This is a genomic window from Halothiobacillus neapolitanus c2 (assembly GCF_000024765.1).
Lineage (GTDB): Bacteria > Pseudomonadota > Gammaproteobacteria > Halothiobacillales > Halothiobacillaceae > Halothiobacillus > Halothiobacillus neapolitanus.
On record NC_013422.1, the window covers coordinates 2008253 to 2034636 of the forward strand.

The 26384-nt window shown below is 52.7% G+C and carries 26 protein-coding genes; 10 read left to right on the top strand and 16 right to left on the bottom strand.

What is annotated here, in order from left to right; translation table 11 throughout:
• Positions 1-11: 11 nt before the first annotated feature.
• The 9 genes from HNEAP_RS09315 to HNEAP_RS09355 form a co-directional block, all read right to left on the bottom strand.
• Complete coding sequence (locus HNEAP_RS09315) at positions 12-2471, bottom strand: heavy metal translocating P-type ATPase (RefSeq protein WP_012824729.1); 2460 nt, start codon at positions 2469-2471, stop codon at positions 12-14.
• 40 nt (positions 2472-2511) lie between these two features.
• Positions 2512-3315: a FixH family protein gene (locus HNEAP_RS09320; RefSeq protein WP_012824730.1), complete on the bottom strand. Its 804-nt coding sequence runs from the start codon at positions 3313-3315 to the stop codon at positions 2512-2514.
• 248 nt (positions 3316-3563) lie between these two features.
• The gene (ccoG, locus tag HNEAP_RS09325) at positions 3564-4985 is read right to left on the bottom strand and encodes a cytochrome c oxidase accessory protein CcoG (RefSeq protein ID WP_012824731.1); all 1422 of its coding nucleotides are present in this window, start codon (positions 4983-4985) and stop codon (positions 3564-3566) included.
• A gap of 321 nt (positions 4986-5306) precedes the next feature.
• Positions 5307-6284, bottom strand: a complete 978-nt coding sequence (locus HNEAP_RS09330; RefSeq protein WP_012824732.1) for a cbb3-type cytochrome c oxidase N-terminal domain-containing protein — start codon at positions 6282-6284, stop codon at positions 5307-5309.
• Positions 6262-6495, bottom strand: a complete 234-nt coding sequence (locus HNEAP_RS09335; RefSeq protein WP_012824733.1) for a cbb3-type cytochrome c oxidase subunit 3 — start codon at positions 6493-6495, stop codon at positions 6262-6264. Before HNEAP_RS09335 ends, HNEAP_RS09330 begins: the two co-directional genes overlap by 23 nt.
• A gap of 42 nt (positions 6496-6537) precedes the next feature.
• A complete protein-coding gene (gene ccoO / locus HNEAP_RS09340) occupies positions 6538-7269 on the bottom strand; it encodes a cytochrome-c oxidase, cbb3-type subunit II (protein WP_012824734.1) in 732 nt (243 codons plus the stop codon).
• 14 nt (positions 7270-7283) lie between these two features.
• Positions 7284-8744, bottom strand: coding sequence for a cytochrome-c oxidase, cbb3-type subunit I (gene ccoN, locus HNEAP_RS09345; protein WP_012824735.1), 1461 nt, complete (start codon positions 8742-8744; stop codon positions 7284-7286).
• 284 nt (positions 8745-9028) lie between these two features.
• Positions 9029-9829 carry a malonyl-ACP O-methyltransferase BioC gene (bioC, locus tag HNEAP_RS09350; protein WP_012824736.1) on the bottom strand — a complete coding sequence of 267 codons (801 nt, stop codon included), beginning with the start codon at positions 9827-9829 and terminating at the stop codon, positions 9029-9031.
• The gene (locus HNEAP_RS09355) at positions 9822-10574 is read right to left on the bottom strand and encodes an alpha/beta fold hydrolase (RefSeq protein ID WP_012824737.1); all 753 of its coding nucleotides are present in this window, start codon (positions 10572-10574) and stop codon (positions 9822-9824) included. Before HNEAP_RS09355 ends, bioC begins: the two co-directional genes overlap by 8 nt.
• Positions 10575-10689: 115 nt before the next feature.
• Here HNEAP_RS09355 and plsY point away from each other — a divergent pair, with 115 nt between their 5' ends.
• Positions 10690-11325, top strand: a complete 636-nt coding sequence (gene plsY / locus HNEAP_RS09360; RefSeq protein WP_012824738.1) for a glycerol-3-phosphate 1-O-acyltransferase PlsY — start codon at positions 10690-10692, stop codon at positions 11323-11325.
• A 12-nt stretch (positions 11326-11337) separates the two neighbouring features.
• On the opposite strand, the gene tsaD is transcribed toward plsY, so the two are convergent.
• The gene (tsaD, locus tag HNEAP_RS09365) at positions 11338-12351 is read right to left on the bottom strand and encodes a tRNA (adenosine(37)-N6)-threonylcarbamoyltransferase complex transferase subunit TsaD (RefSeq protein WP_012824739.1); all 1014 of its coding nucleotides are present in this window, start codon (positions 12349-12351) and stop codon (positions 11338-11340) included.
• Positions 12352-12453: 102 nt separating this feature from the next.
• A complete protein-coding gene (locus HNEAP_RS09370) occupies positions 12454-13797 on the bottom strand; it encodes a TlpA family protein disulfide reductase (RefSeq protein WP_012824740.1) in 1344 nt (447 codons plus the stop codon).
• A gap of 210 nt (positions 13798-14007) precedes the next feature.
• On the opposite strand from HNEAP_RS09370, the gene HNEAP_RS09375 reads away from it, so the two are divergent.
• The gene (locus HNEAP_RS09375) at positions 14008-14928 is read left to right on the top strand and encodes a phosphoribosylaminoimidazolesuccinocarboxamide synthase (protein ID WP_012824741.1); all 921 of its coding nucleotides are present in this window, start codon (positions 14008-14010) and stop codon (positions 14926-14928) included.
• Between the two features lie 35 nt (positions 14929-14963).
• Positions 14964-15728, top strand: a complete 765-nt coding sequence (gene bioD / locus HNEAP_RS09380) for a dethiobiotin synthase (protein WP_012824742.1) — start codon at positions 14964-14966, stop codon at positions 15726-15728.
• A gap of 31 nt (positions 15729-15759) precedes the next feature.
• On the opposite strand, the gene HNEAP_RS09385 is transcribed toward bioD, so the two are convergent.
• Complete coding sequence (locus HNEAP_RS09385; protein WP_012824743.1) at positions 15760-16194, bottom strand: nuclear transport factor 2 family protein; 435 nt, start codon at positions 16192-16194, stop codon at positions 15760-15762.
• Positions 16191-16961 (bottom strand): SDR family NAD(P)-dependent oxidoreductase, encoded by a 771-nt coding sequence (locus HNEAP_RS09390; protein ID WP_012824744.1) that lies wholly within the window; start codon positions 16959-16961, stop codon positions 16191-16193. The genes HNEAP_RS09385 and HNEAP_RS09390 overlap by 4 nt, the downstream gene beginning before the upstream one ends.
• Before the next feature lie 204 nt (positions 16962-17165).
• Here HNEAP_RS09390 and HNEAP_RS09395 point away from each other — a divergent pair, with 204 nt between their 5' ends.
• Genes HNEAP_RS09395 through HNEAP_RS09420 form a run of 6 tightly spaced genes read left to right on the top strand, consistent with a single transcriptional unit; the run spans position 17166 to position 22964 of the window.
• Positions 17166-18467 carry an NAD(P)/FAD-dependent oxidoreductase gene (locus tag HNEAP_RS09395; protein ID WP_012824745.1) on the top strand — a complete coding sequence of 434 codons (1302 nt, stop codon included), beginning with the start codon at positions 17166-17168 and terminating at the stop codon, positions 18465-18467.
• Complete coding sequence (locus HNEAP_RS09400) at positions 18464-19258, top strand: DUF1365 domain-containing protein (RefSeq protein ID WP_012824746.1); 795 nt, start codon at positions 18464-18466, stop codon at positions 19256-19258. The genes HNEAP_RS09395 and HNEAP_RS09400 overlap by 4 nt, the downstream gene beginning before the upstream one ends.
• On the top strand, positions 19240-20514 hold the full coding sequence (locus HNEAP_RS09405) for an SAM-dependent methyltransferase (protein WP_012824747.1): 1275 nt from the start codon (positions 19240-19242) through the stop codon (positions 20512-20514). The genes HNEAP_RS09400 and HNEAP_RS09405 overlap by 19 nt, the downstream gene beginning before the upstream one ends.
• Positions 20511-21833: an MFS transporter gene (locus HNEAP_RS09410; protein ID WP_012824748.1), complete on the top strand. Its 1323-nt coding sequence runs from the start codon at positions 20511-20513 to the stop codon at positions 21831-21833. The genes HNEAP_RS09405 and HNEAP_RS09410 overlap by 4 nt, the downstream gene beginning before the upstream one ends.
• Positions 21830-22366 carry a DUF3833 domain-containing protein gene (locus HNEAP_RS09415; protein WP_012824749.1) on the top strand — a complete coding sequence of 179 codons (537 nt, stop codon included), beginning with the start codon at positions 21830-21832 and terminating at the stop codon, positions 22364-22366. Before HNEAP_RS09410 ends, HNEAP_RS09415 begins: the two co-directional genes overlap by 4 nt.
• 1 nt (position 22367) lies before the next feature.
• A complete protein-coding gene (locus tag HNEAP_RS09420; protein WP_012824750.1) occupies positions 22368-22964 on the top strand; it encodes a chalcone isomerase family protein in 597 nt (198 codons plus the stop codon).
• On the opposite strand, the gene HNEAP_RS09425 is transcribed toward HNEAP_RS09420, so the two are convergent.
• Both HNEAP_RS09425 and sohB read right to left on the bottom strand, forming a co-directional pair.
• Positions 22965-23204: a DUF2789 domain-containing protein gene (locus tag HNEAP_RS09425; RefSeq protein WP_012824751.1), complete on the bottom strand. Its 240-nt coding sequence runs from the start codon at positions 23202-23204 to the stop codon at positions 22965-22967.
• A 36-nt stretch (positions 23205-23240) separates the two neighbouring features.
• Positions 23241-24284 (bottom strand): protease SohB, encoded by a 1044-nt coding sequence (gene sohB / locus HNEAP_RS09430; RefSeq protein WP_012824752.1) that lies wholly within the window; start codon positions 24282-24284, stop codon positions 23241-23243.
• 342 nt (positions 24285-24626) lie between these two features.
• Here sohB and HNEAP_RS09435 point away from each other — a divergent pair, with 342 nt between their 5' ends.
• Positions 24627-25514 carry a Tim44 domain-containing protein gene (locus HNEAP_RS09435; RefSeq protein ID WP_012824753.1) on the top strand — a complete coding sequence of 296 codons (888 nt, stop codon included), beginning with the start codon at positions 24627-24629 and terminating at the stop codon, positions 25512-25514.
• Positions 25515-25582: 68 nt separating this feature from the next.
• On the opposite strand, the gene pssA is transcribed toward HNEAP_RS09435, so the two are convergent.
• The gene (gene pssA / locus HNEAP_RS09440; RefSeq protein WP_012824754.1) at positions 25583-26374 is read right to left on the bottom strand and encodes a CDP-diacylglycerol--serine O-phosphatidyltransferase; all 792 of its coding nucleotides are present in this window, start codon (positions 26372-26374) and stop codon (positions 25583-25585) included.
• Between the last annotated feature and the right edge of the window lie 10 nt (positions 26375-26384).

Consider the following 26384-nt stretch of genomic DNA (forward strand, 5'->3'; position numbering starts at 1 on the left):
CTTGCCGCGCATCAGTCCCAGCGCAATCGAAGAGCGTTCCCGACCACGAGTATTGAGCTTAGGGACATACCAATAGCAGCAGCCCACGGCTGAACGAATCCTGCCGCAGCCAAAGGAATGGCGATGGCGTTATACACCACCGACCAACCCAGATTTTCTTTGATATTCGCCATCACACGACGCGAATACCGCAGACTGAACGGGATTTGCTTGAGTTGATCGTTGATCAGCACGATATCCGAGCTGTGACGGGCAATCACCGTACCACCACCCATAGCCATAGAAACCTGCGCTTGCGCCAATACGGGTGCATCATTGATCCCATCGCCCACCATAAGCACGACGGCGCCTTGCGACTGCAACTGCTCGACTCGAGCCAGCTTCTCTGCGGGCAACAAACCACCTTCTGCAAGCTCAACCCCAAGGCTTTTGGCCATTTGCGCCACGCGCGCCTCATGATCCCCCGAGAGAATCATCGGCTTCAGCCCGAGCGAAACAATTTCATCCAGAGCCGCCTTGGCATCAGCGCGAATGGTATCGCTTAAATGCACAACGCCAGCCAGGTTTCCGTCGATGGCAATCAGAACCTGCAGGTCCGCCGATGCGCTGAAATCGATGTGCGCAGCGATACCCAGTTCATCGAATAAGCGTTGGTTGCCAACAGTAATACCATGACCGAACACCATCCCGGTCATTCCCCGGCCCGGGTGGTTTTTCACATCAGTAACCGGCAGTAGAGCTCCGTTACGCTTTGCAGCGACGACGATCGCCCGCCCCACGGAATGCTCGGTTTGCTGTTCAAGTGAACCCGACCAGAGCAAAAGTTCATCGGCAGAAAATGACGACATCGATTCGACACGCTGAACGGCCAGCTGACCATCCGTCAAAGTACCGGTCTTATCAAATACAACATGGGTCGCATGGGCCAGACCTTCGAGCGCATAACCACGCGTGACCAGCACACCTGAACGGGTCATCCGCCCCACGGCCACGGCAATGGCAGACGGTGTCGCAAGAGAAATAGAACAAGGGCAGGTAATTGCCAGAATGGCAACAGCGACCCAAAACGCCTTGCTTGGATCGATCCACAACCAGATAGCAGTGATCACGACAGTGATGCCGAGCAAGGCAAACACAAACTTGCGCGCAAAGCGATCGGCCAATTCCGAAATTTTAGGCTTTTGTGACTGGGCGCGGTCGATCAACCGGACAATAGACGATACCAAGGTATCCTGTCCGACTTTCCGTACCGTCATCACCAACGGGCTTTCCGTATTGATTGTTCCGGCCACCAATTCGGCACCGGGATATTTGCTTTCCGGGACACTTTCGCCCGTCAGCATCGCGGCATTCACGCTGCTTTCGCCCTCATGAACAACGCCATCGGCCGGCACGGCATCTCCAGGGCGAATCAGCACCCGGTCATCCTCGACCAAGTCAAAAGCAGGAATCGCCAGCACCGATCCATCAGGTTCGATACGGTGAGCGACGGCGGGCACCAGACGCGTGAGCGACTCACTCATTTCGCCCGCTTTGTGACGCGCGGACAGCTCCAGAAGCCGACCGCCCAGCAGGAGCGCAATGAACATCGTGACCGAGTCGAAATAGATATGACCTGAGTTTGTAACAACTGCCCAGGCACTCCCCGCATAGGCAAGAATAATGCTCAAAGACACAGGCAGATCCATGCCCACCTGCTTTTGCTTTAAATCCCGCCATGCCGGTTTGAAGAAAGCCTGCCCCGAGTACAACACGATGGGCGTCGACAGGATCAGACTCATCCACCAGAAGAAGTACCGCAGTTGATCGTTGATACCCAAATAATCCCCGAAATACAGGGACAACGAAATCATCATGACCTGCAAATAAACCAGGCCAGCCACGGCCAATCGCTGCATCAACAAATGTCGTTCACGCTTGAACACACGATCCTGTCGGTTTGGATCATACGGATGAGCGCGGTAACCGATCGCTGCAATGGCATGCAGGATTTCGCTTAGCTTGATCTGCCGGTTATCCCAGGAAACCTGCGCGCGATGCGTTGAGAAATTGACTGAAAAGGAAATGACGCCGGGCAGCTGACGCACATGGCGCTCTGTCAGCCACACGCAGGCAGAACAGACGATACCCTCAAGAATGAGTGAAGCTTCGCGCGTGTCGCCCGCACGATTCGCCACAAACGACTTTTGCATTTCAGGGCGATCAAATACCGAAAGTTCTTCCAACATCCGGGACATATTGTCGGCCGGACGCACACCCGGCTCGGTTCGATGCCGATAATAATCCTCCATCCCGTTTTCGACGATGGCGTCGGCCACTGCCTGGCACCCCGGACAGCACATCGGCCGATCTTCACCGAGAACATGGGAATGAAAAGTGGAACCGGGCGGCACGGGCAGCCCGCAATGAAAACAGACTTCCTCTTCAGTAGCCGAGGTATATTTTTCTTCAGAAACGGCTACGGTAGACATGCGCCAGAACTCCGAGAGGTATAGATCACTGCCGAGTGGATTAATTGCTCAGATTGACATTGGTTTGTCCATCCAGTTCAAAATTAGCGTCACCTTTTTTGATATGGATGACCACTTCCCAAAGCCCCGGATTAGTCATCTTTAAGGGTTCCTGATACACACCGGGTTTCGACTCAGGTAGAACGGTCAGGAAATCCTTCCGCTTGTCCGCAGGGCGCATGAAATGCACCTGAACGGTAGCACCGGTGATGGGGGACCCATCCTTATCTACGACAGAGACACGGAACAAGGTCGGTTTGTTGACCACCGGCGATTCAACCCAACCTTTATGAACTTTCCATCCGCGCTGAATCTGCTCATCCAGCGCGTCGTTGTACTGGTTGAATTCCTCAAGCTTTTTCTGATAATCCCGAGAGACGGTCCCCGGGAAGAATGAAGTCACCTGCGTGCCTTCATCCGGCTTGGGCAACAGCTCCTTCGCTGCATTCTGGGAGAGGCCGCTGCTGGCCAAAGTAACGAAAATGGAGTCAAGCAGCACCACAACAGAAAGGAAAATGATGACGTAGGTAGGGCCCCAATGGAAGGTCATCTTGCCGTCCTTCGCCTTGCGCGGAGGGAAAATCAAGCCGAGGATAAAAGCGGTCGCCACATAGAGCACGATGACCATCGTGACGATATCCGAGCCCGGCCAATGGGTGATCGCGTAAGGTGCATAGGCCGCGATGGAGAGAATCCCGAGAATCATGGCGATCGGTCGGCCAGCTTGTGGCCAGCGCCACTTCAGCAGGAAAAAAAGCACCATGATGCTTAAAACGCCAATACTCCCAGGAAAAACCAAACTCATCGAAATCTCCAAAAAACGCTTTCAATAAATAAAAATACGTTGGCAAAAAGCAGTCCAACGGTGTCTTACCGCATTCGGCTTGGACATTAAAAAAATGCAAAGCTTATACGGCGCAAAGTAAGTACGCCACTTGCCAATCATCATCGGCGAGGATTAGAAAACAGACCTCAACGACGTCATCGCATTCGATGAGCTTAATCTAAACCATCCAAATTGGATCTTTAGACCCAACTCAAGATAAAAATCAATTATCTAAAATTAAAGCTGGATTCTTGCTGGATAACCGGTAATTTTCCAGACTTATCCTTAAGCTCAAAACGAATAATCTGGCGAGAAACCCCAGCCTCTCGCGGCGCACGCACGTGCAACAAATAATTCCTTGTTCCGTCCGCAGGGATGCTCAACGTAGTGTAGTTGCCACCAATGGAGACATGAGCATTATTAAGACCCTGCAACTTAAGCTCAAGTTCCAGCGGAACCTGCTGTTTATTGTTAATTTTCAACTGATAGTTGTTTTGAACCGTGCCATCGGACATCACCACAAACAGCGGTTGGCGGATTTGCTCTACGGAGAAATCAACCGGTTTCATGTTGAAAATACCATACAACAACAATCCCGTAGCCAATAGCGTCGCAATGCCATAACCGATGGTCCTGAACTTGAACAGGCTTGGTTTTACGCCCGTCTCCAGTTCTTTCTCAGAGGCATAACGAATCAATCCTTCAGGCCATCCCCGCTTATGCATGATCTCATTACAGGCATCGATACAGAGCCCACAAGAAATACAGGCCAGTTGAAGACCATCACGAATATCGATACCGGTTGGACAAACCTGAACACACAGTTTGCAATCGATGCAGTCTCCCGTTCCCGCCGCATGGCGCTCATCCAGTGTCATCAAGCCCTTTTGCAAAGGTTTGCGACCAATCGACCCTTCACCTCGATTGACGTCATAACTGACCAGCAAAGATTCCTTATCAAACATCACCGCCTGGAAACGGGCGTACGGACACATGTAGATGCACACCTGCTCACGGGCGAATCCAGCCGCCACAAGCGTTGTAGCCGTAAGAATACCCGTGGTGATGTAGGCAGCAGAAACAGCGCTACCGGTGAAAAATGCAACAAAAAGCTGCGGCGCATCGGCCCAATAGGATGTAAAAGTGAACCCCGTCCAGAAAGCGATGACAGTCCAAAGGAGAACGGTAAGCCCCTTCTTCCAGATCTTCTCAGCGTTCCAAGCCTGCTTCTCAAGCTTCATCCGCTTGTTGCGATCACCCTGTACCCAATATTCAATTTTCATGAATACATCGGTCCAAAGCGTCTGGAAGCAGAAATATCCGCAAAATGCACGACCGACCAAACCCGTAACAAAAAAGAGCAACCAGGCTGCAAGGATCAGGAATCCAGCCAGTAAAAACATATCTTGAGGATGAATCACAAGATCAAAGAGATAGTAGCGCCGACTGGGGATATCAAACATCACCGCCTGCTCAGGTCCGACCGCACGCTCCCAACGAACCCAGGGCAGCAAGAAAAAAACGGCATAAGCCAACACAAGCATCGACGTCTTGAACGTTCGGAAGCGCCCTTTGATCGACTTCGGGTGGATTGGCTCACGAGCCTGATACAGCTCCGATTCTTTTTCAGTCAGATCGACAGAAGACATTGGCATCACACCCCACGCTAATGACAGCAGAGAAATCTATCAATGGATTATAAAATATTTTTCACGATAAGTAAGACTAATTGCCAATTACTTGGCGACAATTAATCCCAAGCAATAACCAACCGCTTTACTCAGTTAAAATAATTAAAAATCCAGTTCTTAATGGTTACCCATACCCAAACTATTAATAAAGGGTTGCCATACGCATTAATTCAATTAGCAAAAGCTCAGATCAGAGTAATGCTGCAAATCCAATGGCGAACAGGCTTGAGAATAAAAAACGCCGACAGGGTCGGCGTTTTTTGGCGTTAAATTAGTTTATCAGGTACCACCAAGCTGGCGCACATAAACCGCAAGCAAGCGAATCTGTTCAGGGGACAGACGATCACCAAACTTAGGCATCTGATGCTGCAGACCATTAGCAATTACACCTTCAACCAACTTCAGCTTTTCATCGTAATTCTTGGAACCGGGAACATCGACGAATGCCCAAGCCTGATCAGTTAAGTTTGGCGCACCAATGGCCTGATTACCCATGCCATTGGCACCATGACAACCGGCGCAGGTTGCAAACGATGCCTTGCCACGATTGGCAGCCTCTTCGTTTACACCAGACTGATGGGAAAGACTGAGAACATATTGAGCCAGATCGGTGAGCTTCTCGCCCTTATATAGCGCACCAAATGCCGGCATATTGCCTTGGATACCATTGGTAATTTCAGAGACGATCTTTTCGTAACTATCACCGTGGATCCACGCGTTGTCCGCAAGATTAGGATATGAACCTTCTGGATTCTTAGAAAGATGTCCCTGCCCGCCTGTACCGTGACAGGCCGCGCAATGATCACCAAATAAACCGTGACCCATGGAACGAGCGAAGTTCAAGGTATCTGGATTTGCGGCAATTTGCTCGAAACTCATGTCTTTGACCTTTGCCAACCACTCCTTTTGAGCCAACGCAGAGGGACTGGTCTGCATTTCCTGATGGAATAAAGCACGGGCATTCCAATGCTCTGTTTTGGTCTCCATTTTGGCATTGCCGTCCGAATCTTTCTCAGGCTTGCCATCAGGGCCGATAACCGGCACTTGAAAGGAGACGGTCGAGATACCTTTGGTATAGGTATCCGCATAGGGCCATGCAGGATAAAGAATCCAGTAGACGATGGCGAAGATGATGGTGCCGTAGAAACCCCACAACCACCAGCGAGGCAACGGATTGTTGTATTCACGCAGGTCGCCGTCCCACACGTGACCGGTGGTCTCAACCTGACCTTTTTTATTTTCTGGACTCTGACTCATTTTTACTCACCTGCTCTTTGTTCGCGTCAGTAGAAACATGATTATGATCATCGAGGAATGGAATATCACGGTAGGATTCCAGCCGCTTACCGCGCTTTTTGCCCGTATAGGCATAGATAAGCACGATAATGAACACCCCCAATAGCAAGAACAACTCGATGGTTTTTGCTATTTCCGGACGGCCGATCCAATTAAAAAATTCACTGATCAAAATATCGATTCCTCGAATGTCACATGCCGACTAACGTGCGGATTACCTGAATGTTGAGAAGTAGCCTTGGTTGTATTTCGAAAAATCAACCATCGTACCCAATACTTGGAGATAGGCCACAAGCGCATCCATCTCGGTAATTTCCTTCGGATTTCCATCCCAGTTTTCAGCGGCAGCCTCAGCCTTTACTGATTTGAGACCGTCGGCGATCACGAACTGGTCGGCCAAATCCTTACCGAACTTCTTAACATTGGCTTCGTACTCGGCTTTGGTCAGAGAGTAAGGCACGCCTACATCACGCAAAGCCTTCATGCGCGCTTCAATATCTTGGTATTTCAGCGGCTGCATCAACCACGGATAGGAAGGCATGATTGACTCAGGCACCAAGGATTGCGGGTGAATCAAATGTTGAGTCATCCACTCGTTTGAATACTTGCCACCTACTCGAGCCAAATCCGGCCCTGTACGCTTGGAACCCCACTGGAATGGGTGGTCGTACTGCGACTCTGCCGCAAGTGAATAGTGACCATAGCGCAGTTGCTCGTCACGGAACGGACGAATCATCTGCGAATGGCAGAGGTAGCAGCCCTCTCGCACATAGACATCGCGACCCAACTGCTCGAGCGGCGTGTAAGGGTGGACACCGTCAACCTTCTCAACCGTACCCTTGATATGGAACAAGGGAACAATTTCGACCAGACCACCAATACTGATCACAACAAGTGTCAGGATGATCAGCAGGGCCGAGTTGATTTCAATACTTTCGTGTTTCATTGATTATCTCCCGATCAGACGCGAGTTGCCGCGACGGCAGCTTGACCCGCAACGGGCACCACTTCACGACGCGCGCCCCATACAGTCATGTACAGGTTGTAAGCCATCAGCACCATACCCGAAAGGAACAGGGCACCACCCATGGCGCGAACGGCATAAGGGATATGCATGAAGGTTACGGTTTCAACGAAAGTGTAAGCCAGGTTACCGTACTGATCGAATGCACGCAGCATCAGACCTTGACCGATCCCCGAAACCCACATGGACACGATATACAGAACGATACCGACTGTCGCGATCCAGAAATGAGTGAATACCAGCTTAGTTGAGTACAGCTTGACGCCCCACAAACGCGGCACCATGTGGTAGAACGAACCGATGGTAATCATGGCTACCCAGCCCAGCGCGCCTGAATGCACGTGACCGATGGTCCAGTCCGTGTAGTGCGACAGTGCATTGACTGACTTCAGGGACATCATCGGGCCTTCGAAGGTCGACATGCCGTAAAACGCCATCGCAGTGATCAAGAACAGCATAATTGGATCGCTACGCAGCTTCTCCCATGCGCCAGACAGCGTCATGATACCGTTGATCATACCGCCCCATGAAGGCAGCAGCAGCAGGATGGAGAAGGCGGAAGCCAGTGAGCCAACCCACGGGGGTAGCGCAGTCCACAACAAATGGTGACCACCAACCCACATATAAAGGAATGTCAGCGCCCAGAAGTGGACGATCGACAAACGATATGAGTAGATCGGGCGTTCCGCCTGCTTTGGCAGGAAGTAGTACATCATCCCCAGGAAGGCAGCGGTAAGGAAAAAACCAACCGCGTTGTGACCGTACCACCATTGCGTCATGGCATCCTGCACACCCGAGAACAGGCTGTAGGAATCCAGGCTATTCCATGCGACCGGCACAGCCAGGTTATTGAAGATATGCAGCAATGCTGTGGCCAGAATAAACGCACCATAGAACCACAGCGCAACATAGATATGCGGCTGGCTACGATTTTTGATCGTCATATAGAACACGGTGGCATAAGCAACCCAGGTAACCAAAATACCCAGATCGATCGGCCAGACGAATTCGGCATATTCACGCGATTGGGTGTAACCAAGCATGTAAAGGATCACACCGATACCAATGCTCAGCTGCCAACCCCAGAACGTGAATTCAGGAAGCCACTTACCGCCCCACAACTTGGTTTGGCATGTGCGCTGAACGACATAGTAAGAAGTGGCGAACAATGCGCTACCGCCAAAGCCGAAGATAACCAAGCTGGTATGCACGGGACGTAGACGACCGAATGTGATCTCAGCAATGTCAAAATTCAGAAAAGGCCAAGCAAGTTCGCTGGCAATATACACGCCGGCTGACATGCCGAGCAAACCCCACACCATCGCCATGATGGCGAATTTTTTGACAATGTCGTAATTGTACTGCTCTGCCGTTATGGCAACTGTGTTCGCAGACATCTTGACCCCTCCGCATAATGATTAAATCGACCCTGGCCGCAAAGGCCATCGCCACCTTTTTTAGGCTCGCTATATTAAAGCATTCTAAAACACACAAAAACCTACGGATTCCCTCGTGTACTCGATGCATAAAAAATCTAACCCAATGATAAATAACAGCGCATCCTGCTTTATAGCCGTCATCATTCACGAAAACACCGCCATCATAAATAAATTCTATTGAGTAAAATGGTGTTTTGTTGTGTCATATGACGCCTAAAAACCGAGCCCTGCACTAGGGAAACCTACACTGGCGAAATCCCAGTCCCCCAAGCTAAACCATAGACCACCTCGTAAGTAAGTGGTACTCCTTGCTTAGCTCGCTGAGCTTCCAGGCCAGCTAAAAAACCGCTCCACTTTTCTCGCCCAGTGAGGCCGACTGAACGCTCAAGGTGCGTATTCCCTACGCCGACGCCACGCAACTCCTTGATCAACTCGACAGGTGTGGGGTAATACAGCGTCAATCGCTCCTGATCCATTACCGGATCGGCGAAGCAACTGACCAGCAAGGCATCGCCCACATCGTGCATATCCAGGAACCCGTGCGTGTGAACGGCCTCATCAAGCTTCGACCAAGCGACCCGGCACTCCAACAGGGTATCCGGCCCCAGAGTAGTGAAGACAAAAACCCCGCCCGATACCAAAACCCGAGCGACCTCCTGCATGACACGGCGAAGATCATAGCTCCACTGCAAGGAGAAATTTGAAATAACTACGTCAAAGCTACCGGCTTTAAACGGTAATTGATGCATGTCTGCGCAGACCACACGCCGACGCTTGAAAATACGCCCTGTCTTTGGGATGACCGCCAGCATCTGTTCGGCCAGATCAAGGGCGACCACTTGCGCAGATGGGTAACGCTTCTGCATCGCCCGCGTCATCTGACCGGTGCCCGCGCCGAGGTCAAGAATGCGCCTAGGTTCGATTTTCAACAATTCGAAACGTTCATCGAGCCTTCGCCCCACTTCTTGCTGCACCGCTGCGCACTGATCATAAGTTTCGTGCGCACGATTGAAGCGGGTACGAACCTGTGCGTAATCAAACATTTTCAATCCCGCGTGCTGAAAAGGTCAGTAATAGGTTCATCAAATAATCTTCATGGCGCCAAGGCAATGCGTGACCGCCCTTCAGGGGCGTAAATAGCTGACGCTCCGTGTCACAGACGTCTGCCCATGGCTGCGTTGGCAGCAGGGGATCATCGGAACCGAACACCCAATGGATGGGGGTCGTCGCGCGCCCCAAAGAGGTGCGTTGATCGACAGCAGCCAACCAATCCAGCCCCTGTTGCAAAGCAATCACGTCCTGCTGGCGATTGCATCCAGCAGGCAAACCAAGCCAGGCATCAAACCCAGCCAATGCCGCTTCGGGTGAGCGACCTACCTGTCTGCGTAAGGCTTGCCAGTTTTTTTCAGGCATCCCTTGCCAACCTGTAGCCGTATCCTGCAAAAAACGGGGTGACGCGGACAAAATAACCGATAGATGCGGCGACAATTTCTTTCTGCCCAAGGCTTCCAGAATCAAGGCACCCCCAAGCGACCAGCCAAGCCAGAGTACGTTCTTGCCACTGTATTTTTTTGCCACGGGGCAATCTGTACCGTCGAAAATCCAATGGCCGAAGTCCAGCCAATCGAGACAGTGAATCACGGATGGATCGCCACCGCGCGCTACATAGCCTTCAACCAAATTCCGCCACATGGACGAATCGAACGACCAACCGGAAACCAGAACAATGGATGCGCGCCCCTTCAGGACCGAACCGTCGCCACAACCCTCGACCAAGCCATCAATCAACCTGAGCTCCTTTTTGGATTATTTATTATGCGTTGCCATTTCTTCATTTGCGCTTTGAACTTCAAAGTCGTGATAATGCGCGACGTTTGATACACACCTCAATCAGGAATATACCGTGGATTTCTCATCTGGGCCGGCATTGGTCGGCATCGCCATCGTCAGCTATCTTATAGGCTCGATCGCCAGCGCCGTGCTTGTAGCGCGACTGTTCCATCTTCCCGATCCGCGCCAAGCGGGCTCCGGCAACCCCGGCGCGACGAACGTTCTGCGTCTGGGCGGAAAAAAAGCCGCGCTGCTGACGCTACTTGGTGATCTCGGCAAAGGCTTGCTGCCCGTACTGATATTACGCGCCTTGAATGCCCCCGAAGTCGCCTTGGCCGTAGCCGCCCTGGCCGCGTTCGTCGGCCATATTTTCCCCGTATTTTTTGGGTTCAAAGGCGGAAAAGGCGTTGCGACCGCAGCCGGTGCCTTGCTCGCACTCAATCCATTGATTGGCCTGATTACGGTTGGCACCTGGTTAGCCAGCGCCTTTATTACCCGCTATTCCTCGCTTTCCGCGATTCTTGCGGCGGTTGTAGCAGCCTCCAGCGCCCTGTATCTGGCACCACCTGCCACCATGGTAGCAGTGAGCTTAATGGCCATGATGCTGATTTACCGGCACCACCGAAACATTCGCCGCCTAATTAACGGCGAAGAACCTAAAATCGGCAAAAAGAGCGATTCGGGCAATCAACCTGAAACACCGACCTGAAGGTGCTGATCGTCACCGCGACGACAAATGGCTCAAGGAAACCAATGGCCAGCGAGGACGAACCTCGAACCCCGCCGCTGCATCACGCTCGCCCCGCTCCAACCGAAGCGCGGCAACCAAAGCGATCATGGCCGCATTGTCGGTACACAGTATGGGCGGTGGGTAGAACACCTGCCCGCCACGCTCATCCATCATTTCTTTGAGTCGCAACCGCAAAGGACGATTCGCCGCAACCCCGCCAGCCAGCACCACGTGGCGGTAACCGGTCTGCTCCAGTGCCCGCCCGATTTTGATTGCGAGTGTATCGATGACGGCCTGTTCGAATGAAGCGGCGATATCGGCGTGATCTTTGCCCGCAGCGATGGCCAATGCCACCGCCGTCTTCAGACCACTGAAACTGAAATCCAATCCCGGTCGATCGATCATCGGTCGGGGGAAGCGGATGGCATCACGACGTCCGCGCTGCGCCAACTGGGAAAGCGCCGCCCCTCCGGGATAACCCAAACCCATGAGTTTGGCAGATTTATCGAAAGCCTCGCCCACGGCATCATCAATACTTTCCCCGAGCAGCGCGTAGTCTCCCAGCGCTTTGACTGCAATCAACTGTGTGTGCCCACCGGACACCAACACAGCCAGAAACGGGAATTGCGGGCGTTCTTCCTCAAGCAGTGGCGCCAGCACGTGACCTTCCAGATGATGGACACCCAGCGCAGGGCATTGAAGCGCCCGAGCCAACCCCTTGGCGAAGGCGGCACCAGTCATCAGTGCGCCCTGCAAACCGGGACCGGCCGTGTATCCGATTGCATTGATCTGATCGCGGCGAAGATTCGCCTCAATCAGTGCCGCCCTGAACAATAACGGCAACTTGCGTACGTGATCGCGGGCAGCCAACTCAGGTACGACACCGCCATAGCATGCATGCACATCGGTTTGCGAGTGAATCTGATTCGCGAGCAGACCGCGGGTCGTGTCATAAATGGCGATGGCCGTTTCATCGCACGATGTTTCGATGCCCAATACCCGCATGACGCGCCCCATCTCCATCAAATCGTAGGCCAAAATCGTAAGCCCTTAAAATCAGGCCGGGGATGATAACGCATACCGCCTCGACACGCGGGGATTGTTGGGTTACCGAGCCAGTGCGGCCGAGCGTTTCTCCTCGCGGATGATCTGATCGATCAGGGCTTTGACCTTTGGCGTATCCCAATCGATCGATGCATTTACCGAATAAAGAATTCGTCCCCGATCATCTACCAAAAATGAACTCGGAAAGGCAAACACGCCCCATTGCGCTGCCACATCACCCTGTCGATCGATCAGAACCGGGAAATGCACCGAGAACTGTTTCATAAAATGGCGGACGTGCGCTGTGGATTCTTTAAAATTAATGGATAAAACCCGCAACTTTCCTTCGGGATAGCTTTCCGCCAATCGATTCATTGAAGGGATTTCTTGAATGCAGTGCGGACACCAACTCGCCCAAAAATTGACCAAGGTGACCGCCGGTCGCGATTCGAGGGCACCATGGACGAGCCGATGCACGTTGCCATTCAAATCAGGCAAGGCAAAGTTTTTGGCCTGTTGATTTGTCACGGGAATCAGGCCAAACCGCTGTTGAATCGGCTTATCCAAGGCATGATCAAGGGGCAACACCTTTGCCGAATGCGGCGCCTGCGCTAGTAACGTACTTGATTCGAGTAATTCATTGGGCAAGGCCTGCATAGCCTTGGCCTCCTCCGGTTTCATGAAATCGGGCAGGTTCTTAAGCGACGCATTTTGGGCCGTCTTCAAATGCAAAGGGAAATAATCCCGCACGTCGGGGATGATACGGGCAAACGTCGGGCTGCCCGCCCCTTGCAAAGCATCCAGCAAACTACCCAGACGATTGCGGTTTACGCCCCGCTCCGGCTCCAGAATCATGACGGGCATATTGGTTGCCGCCACAATGCCCAAAAAGCTGGGTGGTTCGCCCGCGACCGGCGTTCCGCGATACAGGTTGGGAAACAGCAAAACAGCGCCCGTTATGGCATCCGGGTTCGTTGCCGATGCCTGCCAATCACGCAAGCCGCGCAGAATCGGTACGGCCATGCGGTCAAGGCCGACGACCGTTACGGGACGCCCGGTTTTGACACCCGCCGTCATCAGCGCAGCGACACCCTTGCCATTGAGCCCGCGTACAACCTCATTCGAGCGTTGCAAGAGCAATGAATCAAGCAGATCGACCATCCAGACCGTCGCGCCACGGCGAGCCAAGGCATGAGCGATTGCTTCGGCACCCGTGGTTCGCCCGTATTGATTGGTGAACCAAAGAAACAGAGGACCTCGCTGGTGCTCGCCACCGACCACTTTGACATCCAACTCATTACCTTGGTCGCCGTACGGCAGAGTGAAATCTGCCCAAGCGCGCCCAAAGGCCATGCTCAGCAAAAGCAGCAATACAACCTGCATCCCAATCCGACGTTTGCTCAGCATGAATTCACCTTAAAAAATTTCTATTTCTTGTTCATCGCTTTGAGGCGTCAACGCATTCCAGCGCACATGCCAAGAATTATGAATACTCGCCTGACGGCCCAGTCAAAACCCAAAAAAAATACAAGCCACAGATCAACTGCAGGTCGATTACAATGCACCACTGATCGCTCAGACGGAATAAATCATAACCATCTAATGATTATATAGACTATGCCTAAAATTACCGCGCCTTTGCTCGAATCGAAACTCAGCCACCTCCCCCTGCTCCACCGCGGCAAGGTTCGCGATCTGTATGCCGTAGATACTGACCGACTGTTGATTGTTACAACTGATCGCATTTCTGCCTTTGATGTCATCCTGCCTACGGCCATTCCAGACAAGGGACGTGTTTTGACCGCGATTTCCCACTTCTGGTTCGATCGCACCCGCACAATCGTGCCGAATCACCTGACGGACGACCAATCGCTGACCGATATCATCCCCGATCGTGATGAGCGCGCCCTGCTGGAAGGTCGCAGCCTGATCGTGAAGCGACTCAAAGCATTGCCGATCGAAGCCGTCGTGCGTGGCTATTTGATCGGCACCGGCTACAAGGATTACCTGGCCACCGGCGCGGTGTGCGGCATTGCTCTCCCGAAGGACCTGCCCTTGGCGGCCCGCCTGCCCGAACCGATTTTCACACCGGCGACGAAGGCGGCAGTGGGTGATCACGATGAAAACATCGACTTCGATACCACCGTCTCGCTACTGGGTCGCCCGCTGGCCGAACAGGTGCGTGATACCGCAATCAGGCTTTATCAGGAAGCGGCGAAATACGCATTGGAACGCGGCATCATCATTGCCGATACCAAATTCGAATTCGGTCTGGATGATCAGGGCACGCTGCATCTGATCGACGAGGCACTGACCCCCGACTCATCCCGGTTTTGGCCGGTCGATCAATACAAGACAGGCATCAGCCCGCCGTCCTTCGACAAGCAATTCGTCCGCGATTGGCTGGAAACACTGGACTGGGACAAAAAAGCACCCGGCCCGACAATTCCAGATGATATTGTCCAACAAACCCGATCCCGCTATCTCGAAGCCTATCGCTTGCTGACAGGGCATCATGATTTGGACCAACCCAGTTGAACGCACAAGCGCTTAAATTGGCGTTTTGAAAACAGATGAGTAACGCAGCCACACGGCCCGGGTTTGACCATCGAGGCGTGGTGATTCTGGCCACGGATACGGAAGTAGGCAAAACCTTTATCGGCTGCGCCTTGGCGCAAGCGCTTCGACATGCCGGAATAGTCGCCAAGGTACGTAAGCCGGTTGAAACCGGTTGTGCCTCGGAAGACGGCCAACTCGTACCGGCCGATGGGCGCTTGCTCTGGGCGGCGGCAGGTAAAATCGAGCCGCTGGATACTGTTTGCCCTTTGCGTTTTTCATTGCCCGTCGCTGCCCCCCAAGCGGCCAAGCACGCGGGCAACTCACTCATGTTTGACCGGGATATCGAGCCTATTCTCCAGCCAGTAACACACCCGGCTAACGATAACGTGGCTTCGGCCAAAAGCTTTTGGATTATCGAAAGCGCCGGTGGCGCGCTCTCGCCCTTAACCGATGATCATCTGAATGTGCAACTTGCTCTATTTACCAAGCTTCCTGTGATTCTCGTTGCACCCGATCGGCTGGGCACCTTGAGCACCTTGTTCGCACATATTGAATCATTGGCGCAACGAGGAATCACCATTGCGGCGATTGCGCTCAATCAACGGCCCAAACAACAGCACGCGGACAACATCGGCGCGTTAAACATCTGGCTGCCACGTCTTTTGAGCGCGTATCCACATAGCCCCCTCCCGGCCGTCCTTTCGATTGCCCAAGGTGCGGATCAACACGCGGTGGGTGTGCAACTGCTTAACGCAATAAACATTCAAATCAAGCCGTAACGCGCGTCCAAGCAGCCAAGAAAAGATAGGTTCACGCGGATAACCGACCACGCACCCAGCGCAGCAAGGCACCAAGCACGGGTACTTGGCTGTATAACTGCTCCGCCGGATCCCAATAATCGACATGGTCCACCACCAAGCCCTCATCATCGAACATCACGCGGCTCACGCCGACCAGCCTCAAATCACTCGGCGCACCGCATAAAAAGCGCCAATAAAAAAACACCACGCGCGCATCCGGCACTAAGGCCATTTCATCGACGACAAACCGCAAATTCGGGCAGTTCTTGTAGCCATGCGCGAACACACGCACGATGGCCTCGCGCCCCGTCACATCGTTGAAAGGATCTTTGAAGTGGGCATCTGGCGTGAACGCTTCGGATAGGACTTCAAGCTGATCGGCTTGCAGGCTCTCTATTACTTTACGAAAACGATTGGCGGCTTCGGCGATGGGTACGGGCGTCATTTTTTCAACATCCTGCGTGTCAGCGCAAAAAAGAGGCGATAGGGCAAGATGCGGATTAGTTTCATCACCAAACCAAAACCGGTGGGAACTAACAGCTCAAAACCCGAACGATTCAATTTGCGAATAATCAGGCGCGCGGCCTCTTCTGGCTCGATGATACCGGGCATCTCGAAATCGTTTTTTTCGGTGAGCGGCGTGCGCACAAACCCGGGGTTAATCACGCGAAGGGCAACACCGCGCTGGGCAAATTCCGGCGCAAGCGACTCGGCCATATTGATCAAAGCAGCCTTAGTTGCGCCATAAGGCGCTGCATTGGGCAACCCGCGAAACCCGGCGACGCTCGCCGTAATGATGATCTCGCCGGCACCTTGAGCCAAAAAATGGCCGCGCACCGCGTCGATACCGTGAATCACGCCCATGAAGTTGATGCGCATCAAGCGTTCAAACAAGGCCGGATCGAAATCATCAAGGCTCATGGGCGCGTAGTCGGCTGCGTTCAAGATGACGCGATCAAGCTGCCCCCAATGCGCCAAGATTGCTGATAAACCGTCTTTGAGTGTTGATGGCTCGGTCACATCAACCAGAACACACTGAATGGTTTCTGGGAAACGCTCCGCAAGTGTTTGGAGCGCTTCGATTCGTCGCGCCGACACCACCACACAAAAGCCCTGTTGAAGTAACCCTTCCGCCAGGGCGAGGCCAATGCCGCTGCTTCCACCAACAATCCAGATAACTTGCTTTTGGCCTATATTATTTGCAGCTTTCATGCACCCCCCAAGACAAAACGATTAAACACACCGGCATAGCAACCCGCAGCTTATTGAGCACAGAAATTAAAAATACTCTAAAATTGGCTAAAAAGTTGTACACAATCTATACATTAATGGCACATGCATCCAAACACAATGATGCTGCGTATAAGTTTTACAGGCCGATTAACCCCCTTTTGAATCACTCATCCAAAGAATCCAATGAATCCAGAAGAAAAGAACACCGCTCAATCAGCCCTGAACATCGCCGTGATTGGTTCCGGCATTTCTGGAATCGCAGCGGCTTGGTTGTTGAGCGAGAAACATCGGGTTCATCTGTTTGAGAAAAACGATTACATCGGCGGCCATACCCATACACACGCGATGGACGATCACGGTCAAACGGTCAACGTCGATACCGGTTTTATCGTATTCAATCGGCCCAATTACCCGCATTTAACCGGCATGCTCAAGCACTTCAATTTGCCCACGCAACCAACCGAAATGTCTTTTGGCGTGAGCTTGGATCAGGGGCGGCTTGAATATGGCGGGAACAATTTAGCCACGCTGTTCGCGCAGAAAACCAATTTACTGCGTCCACGATTCCTGCGCATGGTGCAAGACATCCTACGCTTTAATCGAGAAGGTAAGTCGGCTTTGCACGATGCCGGTTTTACCAATGCAGAATCTCTCAATGACTTTCTCGACCGACACCGTTTTGGCGAAGGGATGCGAGATGATTATTTACTGCCGATGGCGGCGGCCATTTGGTCCTGCCCAACGGAAATCATGCTCAAATTTCCTGCCCGCAGTTTCTTGCAGTTTTTTGAAAATCACGGCTTGATGAACGTGAACGAACGACCGCAATGGGAGACGATTTGTGGCGGATCGCGTCGATACATTGAAGCGATTGCGGCAGAAAATCGATTCACCATTCATGCCAATAAAGCCATTGATCACGTTCGTCGGACCGAAAATGGCGTTTATCTTGCCGATGTTGACGAGCATTTCGATGCCTGCGTGTTTGCAGGCCATGCAGACCAAACATTGGCATCACTGACGGACGCGGACCCTCAGGAACACAAGATTCTGAGCGCATTCAAATTTCAGGAAAATCAAGCCTACCTGCATCACGACATTTCATTAATGCCCAAGCGTCGCGCGGTTTGGTCAAGCTGGAATTACTTGGGGCAAAAAAACGAATCCTCCGGTCGCGCTGTTGCCGTTACCTATTGGATGAACCATTTACAGCAGCTTCAAACGGATACCGACTGGCTGGTAACACTCAACCCGTTTGCGCCACCAAAACCTGAATTGACCCGCAAGAAAATCACCTACCACCATCCGGTATTCGATGACAAAACGGCCGTTGCCCAGCAAGAATTGAGCAGCATTCAAGGCCATAGGCATTGCTATTACGCCGGTGCTTGGACCGGTTATGGTTTTCATGAAGATGGTTTGCGATCCGCCGTGAATGTGGCGGCCGCATTTGGCATCACGCCTCCCTGGCAGACCGGCAAATGAGCGCCAGTACGCTCTTCATCGGCAAAGTCATGCACCAGCGGATGCGTGGCCCGGCCTATCGCTTTGAGTATCGCGTATTCAGCTTGCTGGTCGATTTGGACGACTATGAGCAAAATTTCCCCGCCCTGCGCTGGTTGTCGGCCAACCGATTCAATCTATTTTCAGTTCATGCGCGGGATTTAGGGCCACGTAAAAAAAACGCATCGCTGCGCGAATGGATCAACCAAGCCTGTGCCGATCAAGGTTTTGATATTTCACAAGGTCGCGTGCTCATCAATACCTACCCCCGCGTGCTTGGCTACCAGTTCAACCCGCTCAATGTTTGGTATTGCTTTGATCAAGCGCAGCAACTGGTGGCGATTGATTGCGAAGTGAGCAATACCTTCGGCGAATTTCATCATTATTTGCTGCACGATCATGGCAACCCATTGGAACTGCCGTTCCAAGCCAGCGCAGACAAGGTTTTTCACGTATCGCCCTTTCTTGATATGGCAATGCGCTATCACTTTAAATTCAACCAACCCGCCGAACGGCTGAGTGTTTCAATTCGAGAAAATGCACTCACCGAAACCGGTGAAGAACTGACGCTGGTCGCAACGCATCAAGCGCATCGTCAACCATTGAGCGACAGGCGGTTATGGCTTGAAGCATTAAGAATCCCCTTACTCACGTTCAAAGTCATCGGCCTGATTCATTGGCACGCTTTGAAAATATGGCTCAAAGGCGGCGTGTTCCATAAATCGCCGCCCAAACCTTCTTCGGAGATCAGCTCATGCCCCAAATCCAAATAAAAGCGATGAAGAACAACGATCTTGATCTACCGCTCTCCGCTCGATGGGTACACTCTTTGCTGGGTGGGATACGCATCGGGCAGATCCGCGTACTCACCGATGAAGGCCATGAACACACGTTTGCAGGTCAATCGCATCCCGAACTTAAAGTCGAGTGGCGCTTGCACCATCCCGCCCGGCTGCTGTCGCGCTTGGCGCGGCTGGGCGACATTGGCATCGCCGAAGCATACATCCATGGCGATTTTTCCACCGACAACCTGACACGTTTGTTGGAAATCGGCGCACGCAATATGGATGTGATGGCGGATGACTTGCGTGCCGGGTTCTGGGCTCGGTTGATTCACCGCTTGCAACATGCGCTGAGAAGCAATCACAAGCGGGGCAGTCGGCGCAATATTTCCGCTCATTATGATTTGGGAAACGAGTTTTATCGTCTGTGGCTGGATCCCAGCATGACCTACTCATCCGCCCTGTTCAGCCGTCCCGATGAACCGATGGCCGAAGCGCAAGCACGGAAATACCAACGTTTGATTGATGCGCTTGAAGCGAAACCCGATGATCACATCCTTGAAATAGGCTGTGGCTGGGGTGGTTTTGCCGAACAAGCGACACAACAAGGTATTCACGTATCCGGCATTACCCTGTCGACTGAGCAACAGGCGTTTTCCATTGAGCGAATGGCACGAGCGAAGGTGCCCGCTCAGGCCAAATTTTTCTTAACGGATTACCGTGATCAAACCGGCACGTTCGATCACATCGTATCCGTCGAGATGTTCGAGGCCGTCGGCGAACGCTACTGGCCGACATATTTTCAGACCATCTACGATCGGCTTAAGCCGGGGGGACGCGCAGCTATCCAGGTCATCACAATTTCAGAGAAGGCCTTCGAATCCTATCGGCGCGAGCCGGATTTCATCCAGTTGTACATATTTCCCGGCGGCATGTTGCCCACCATCGAGCTATTTACCCAAGGCGCCAAGCATGCAGGACTGGAAGTAAAAGATACCTTCCTTTTCGGCAAAGATTACGCCCGCACCTTGAGTCTCTGGGCAGAATCGTTCAATCAACACACCGAAGCGCTGGACGCGCTGGGCTTCGATGAGCGTTTTCGCAAAACATGGCAGTACTACCTTGCCTATTGTGAAGCCGGTTTCTTGGCAGAACACATCAACGTGGCGCAAGTTCTGCTCGAAAAGCCGAAAAACGCCACAGTCAGATCACAAGCTGCGGCCACAGAATCTAAGGATATGGCGTGAACCCAAACGCCAATTTATCCCTCGGGCAAGTGCTCGCTTACGGCGCAACCGGATTGCCATTAGCCATTATGGGTATCCCCTTATATGTGTACCTGCCCCCGTTCTACGCACAGCAATTAGGGCTGGGGCTGGGCGCCGTGGGCTTGGCCTTGATGATCAGCCGTTTGTGGGATGTGATCCTCGACCCGATTGTCGGTTTTTACGCCGATCTGATTCCAGGCCGCCATCGCAGAAAAACGTTGATGCTCATCGGGCTACCGCTGTTTCTACTCGCAACGTATTTCTTGCTCAATCCGCCGCCTCAAGTGGGCATCGCTTATCTTTACTTATGGGCGATGCTGGGGTTTCTGGCCTGGACGCTGATTACGATCCCGTACACCAGTTTTGGCGCCGAGGCCGACCCCACGCCCCAAGGCCGCACCCGTCTGTCCGCATCACGCGAGGGCTTTGGTTTGATCGGCGTGATATTGGCCGCCAGCCTGCCGGTGTTCCTGACGTCACACACCTCAGGTGAGACTCAAGCGGCGAATGGTGACCTGCTCAGTGTCGTATTTTGGTTGATGGCCATCTTGCTGCCCATCGGGTTGGTGCTGTTGTTTGTAGCCGTGCCCGAAAAACCCGCCACGCGCCGCCCCATCAAATTGAGCGCTGGCTGGCCCTTGCTGCGCGACAACCGTCAGCTTCGCGGCACCTTGGTCGGTTTTTTCCTTAACAATTTGGCCAATGGCATTCCGGCAGCGTTATTCATTCTGTTCATCAATGATCGACTGGCCGCGCCGCAGGCTTTAGGTCCATTACTGCTTTTGTATTTCGGCGCGGGTATCGTGGCTCTACCCTTCTGGACCTGGGTTGCGCACCGATACGGCAAACGTTCGGCGTGGGGATTCTCGATCACGCTCGCGGGATTCAGTTTTCTAGCCGTGCCTTTTTTGCATTCAGGCGATGTAACGGCTTTTGCAATGGTCTGCTTGATTTCCGGTTTTAGCTTGGGGGCGGATATGGCTTTACCCGCCTCTATCCAGGGCGATTTGGCCGGTGCTGATGCGGACGCCGGTGGCGGGGATCGCGCGGGCTTGTTTTTCGGTTTGTTTGGTCTCGTGACCAAGCTGGCACTGGCCATTGCCGTGGGTTTGGGTTACGGCTTGTTGAGCTTGGCGGGTTATCAATCGGGCGACAGCCATACCGATGCGCTCGCCTGGGTTTATGGCGGCCTGCCGGTTTTGTTCAAACTGGCCGCAGCACTGATTGTGTTTCGCTATCTTCACGACACGGAATCACTGGTTATTTCTTCCACTAAAATCAAAGAGGTTTCACCATGAAACGATTTGCTTTGCTCGTTCTTCTTGCGTTTTCCATGACGGGGTGTGCCAGCTTGAATCTTGACCAATACACAAAAACCGAACCCAAATTCGATCTTGAGCAATATTTTGCGGGAGATACGTACGCCTGGGGGATCTTTCAATCACGCGGCGGGGAAATCAAACGCCAATTCAAAGTGCATATCGAAGGTAAAAAAGTCGGCGATGAATTTGTGTTAAGCGAACACTTTAAATACAACGATGGCGAAACGGGCGAGCGGGTATGGCACATCACGCGTGATGGGCAGGATCGCTATATCGGCAAGGCGGGGGATATTGTCGGTGTGGCGCATGGGCACGAGGTGGGCCAAGCGCTCAACTGGCATTACACACTCAAACTACCGTACAACGGCAGCACGATTGATGTGAAATTCAATGACTGGATGATTCGTGTTTCCAAAAACGTGATGATCAATCGTGCCTACGTGAGTAAGTTCGGTGTTCGTGTCGGTGAAGTAACCCTGTTTTTCACCAAAACCGATCCGGATAAATAAGATGAGCAGCCACTCAATAGCCACGCTGGGCCGCTCGCGCCTACTCGCATCCACACTGCTCGTGTTGTCTTTGGGAGCAAGTAACCCTGTGCTTGCGAGCAATGAAACCATGCCAAAACAAATGCAATTGGGGCAAACGGACCTGACGTTGCTTGGGAAAGGCACGGCAACGTACCTCTGGTTTGATGTGTACGATGCCGCGCTCTATGCCCCTGAAAACATAAAGCCCGCGCAGATTCTTTCACAGGAAACACCCAGAGTGCTGGTGCTTCAGTATCACCATGCCGTTACCGTGAAAGACATCGAAAAAGCGAGTTGGCAAACGCTGGATAAGCAACTCACGCCCAGCGAACTACAATCGATAAAACCTCAAGTCGATGCACTTCAGTCCAGCATGAAAAACGTATCACCCGGTGATCAGTACACGTTGACGTGGCAACCGGCAAATGCACAAAAAAAGCCTGAACTGACGCTCAAGCTCAATGACAAGATCGTATTCAAAAGCGATAACGCCCGCTTGGCCGCGACCTATTTCGGGATTTGGCTCGGCAAACCGCCGCTCTCCCAATCCCTGAAACGTTCGCTATTGGGTGGTTGATTATCCAGCGCTACGCAAGCGCGCATCCAGATGATCGACCGCTTCGACCCAGTCCGCGTCCATTTCCAATGACTCACGAATAAAACCGGCCTGCGCTTCTGACCAAAAAGGTGCATCCGCGAGCGCAATGTATGACGACAGTGGCGCGTGTTGCGAGATAAACGCATCAATTTCGTCCGCTGAACTGGGCAACCCCAATTGGGCGAATAAATCGGAGAGGGGATGAAATACCGAATCCATAATCACACCTGCTTTGAGAAAAGTTGCGGTTTGATTCTATAACTGTTCGTGCGGATCGGTAGATTTTTGGCGCAATTGATCCCAGAACCGATGCAATACTCGCTGCGCGCTCTGCTCGGCGGAACCTTGCAGTTTCTTGAGCATATTGGTGGCGGGCATTTTACGCACCTCGATGACCGCGCGTTCGGCAAACTGGCGTTCAATCCACTCATCGCTTGTAGTCAATTCATCTACCAAACCAAGCGTCATGGCCTGGGTGCCGAACCAATACTCACCCGTTGCCACCTTGGATAAATCAAGCGAAGGGCGGTATTCAAGCAGGAACGATTTGAACAACTCATGCGTTTCATTGAGCTGCGATTGAAACTTTTCACGCCCTTCTGGCGTATTTTCACCCAACAAGGTCAAGGTTCGTTTGTATTGCCCCGCCGTGAGCAATTCGATATCGACATCGTGGTTTTTGAGCAGACGATGAATATTGGGAATCTGCGCCACCACGCCGATTGACCCGACAATAGCAAACGGCGCGGCGACGATTCTATGCGCCACTGCCGCCATCATGTAACCACCACTGGCTGCGACTTTATCAACAGCCACGGTCAAATGCAGACCCGCAGCGCGAAGTCGCGCAAGCTGCGCCGCGGCAAGACCGTAAGCCGTAACCAGACCACCGCCACTTTCAAGGCAGACCAGAACTTCATCCGTTTCAGGCCGTGCGACAGACAGAATCGAAGACACTTCTTCCCGCAATGCACCAACCTGGCTGGCGCGCAAGTCACCGGAGAATCTCAATACGAAGGTGCGCAACTCGTGCTCTGGCAACTCTTTCTTTAACCGCTTTTTTTCCTTTTCTCTTTTCTTTTGTTCAGACTTGAACTGCTTGGCAGGCAAGATGTGCTGCTCCAGTTGCAGGCGATTCGACTCGAAGCGCTCCCGGAGATCCGTGACTTTCAGCACGCCCTGACCGCCTTGTTTCTGACGCTGCCTGAGCGCCGTTAGACCAGCCAGCAGAAACAGTACGGCGAAAACGAAGGTCAATGTTTTAGCCAAAAATAGCCCGTAGTCACTCAGAAATTCCATCATTACCCCAATCAATATCAAAGAAACGTAGTAACCAACGGATCGCACGAAAGGACCACGAATACCGTCATCATCTTGCGGGAAGAAAGCCATCAAAGAAAATCACTCGCCTTGGCGCAAACCAGTTTGTTCGATTCCCAACTGGAAAAAGCCAGTGACAACTGCCCACCATTACCCTATTCGAGTATAACGAGGCGGCGCATTTTCGTGCATTAAAGTACATCCGCAATGTGTTAAGCCCGCACTAAATATATAGGCTATTCGATAATTCTGGGTTTATCGTGCAACCCCGGTCTGATCAAATTAGAATGAGGAAGTGATTTCATATTTAAGGGTTCTCTAATGTTTGCCAAAAAACTGACTGTTCTTTTCACTGTCATGGTGGTGAGCCTCGGCGTACTGTTTGCTGCTGGTCTGCAAACAGCCGAAGCGAAGCGAATCGGGGGCGGCGCTAACTTTGGCTCGCAAAAGCAAAGTTTCAGCCGTGAAGCGACGACACCAACAAGTCCGGCGAGCACCCCGACTCGTTCTACCGCACCCGCCGCAGGTGGCGCCAGCCGATGGCTCGGGCCCTTGGCGGGTTTGGCGGCGGGCGGTCTGCTGGCGGCCATGTTTTTTGGCGGCGCATTTGATGGCCTCAAGCCGATGGATTTCATCATCATTGCCCTGTTTGCTCTCGGTGCGTTCATGCTGATCCGGGCACTGCGCAAATCCAGCCAGTCTGCGGCTTCGCCGTACGCGCGCTCAACAGCGGGCACAATGGCTGATCAGGCACCGCAACCGTCAAGCATCGGTTCGTTTTCAAATTCCAGCGCCGGCTCTGCACAAGCACCGCTCCCGAATGCGCCAGCCTGGTTCAACGAAGATTCCTTCCTGCAGGGCGCCAAGGCGCATTTCACCAATCTGCAACGTGCCTGGGATGCCAACGATCTCAAAACCATGCAGGAATACTTCACCCCTGAGTTGTTTCTTGAACTGGCGCGCGAGCGTGCCCGTATCGGTGACGAAAACAACGTGACCGAAGTACAAAGCCTGAACGCACAGCTACTGGACTTGAGCCGTGAAGGCGACTCGATTGTGGCATCGGTTCTCTTTCAGGGCATGGTGCGCGAGGATTACGGCCAGCCTGAGCCCATCGCTGAAATCTGGCATGTTCGCCATACAGCGGACTCAGCTCAGGGTGATTGGTTGATTGTCGGCATTCAGCAGTACAATCAATCCATCCACTGATCGCCTTGATAATCAAAAGCCCGGGTCGACCGGGCTTTTTTTGTGATCATGCAAAAGAAATCAGGCATTCACGACGATTTTCTTCGCAGTTTCTGCACTCGGCGTGCGATGAACCACAGTGGTGCCGACAGCGCATAGGCAGAGGCAATCAGCCATAGGGTAAGAGGAAAGTCTTTCAGCGCGAGCACAAACACCAGAATCAACAAGGGTACGCTCAAGAACGAAACTCGAATCTGCGGACTCACGCTCTTGAAACTGTAGTACGGCATGCTCGATACCATCAATAGCCCGGTGACGACGGTAATAATCCAGACCCAACCGATATTTTCCTGAAAAGGGATGCCGTGCTCTTCGAAGAACCAGACCATCCCCATCAGCACAGCGGCGGCGGCGGGTGAGGCCAGACCAACAAAGTACTTCTTGTCGACGGTTTCCACCTGAACGTTGAAACGCGCCAAACGAACCGCAGCGGCCGCGACGAACACAAAAGCGCCCAGCATTCCCCAACGGTCATCTATGCCGTTCAAGCTCCACTGAAAGATGATCACCGCCGGAGCCAGGCCAAAGGAAATGACATCGGACAGGGAGTCATACTGCACCCCGAAATCCGACTGGGTATTGGTCAGCCTCGCCACGCGGCCGTCCAGGCCATCGAGGATCATGGCCACGAATACAGCCATGGCCGCCTGTTCGAAATCACCTTGAATGGCGCGCAAAATCGCAAAAAAACCGGCAAAAAGCGCGCCTGTTGTAAAGAGATTCGGCAACAGATAAATGGCCTTGCGGCGATGTTTTGGCGCCTCGTCATCCGTCATATGGCTATCCGGCTCCAAATGCTTTTCCGATTCTTGATCCATCATGTGGTCACCT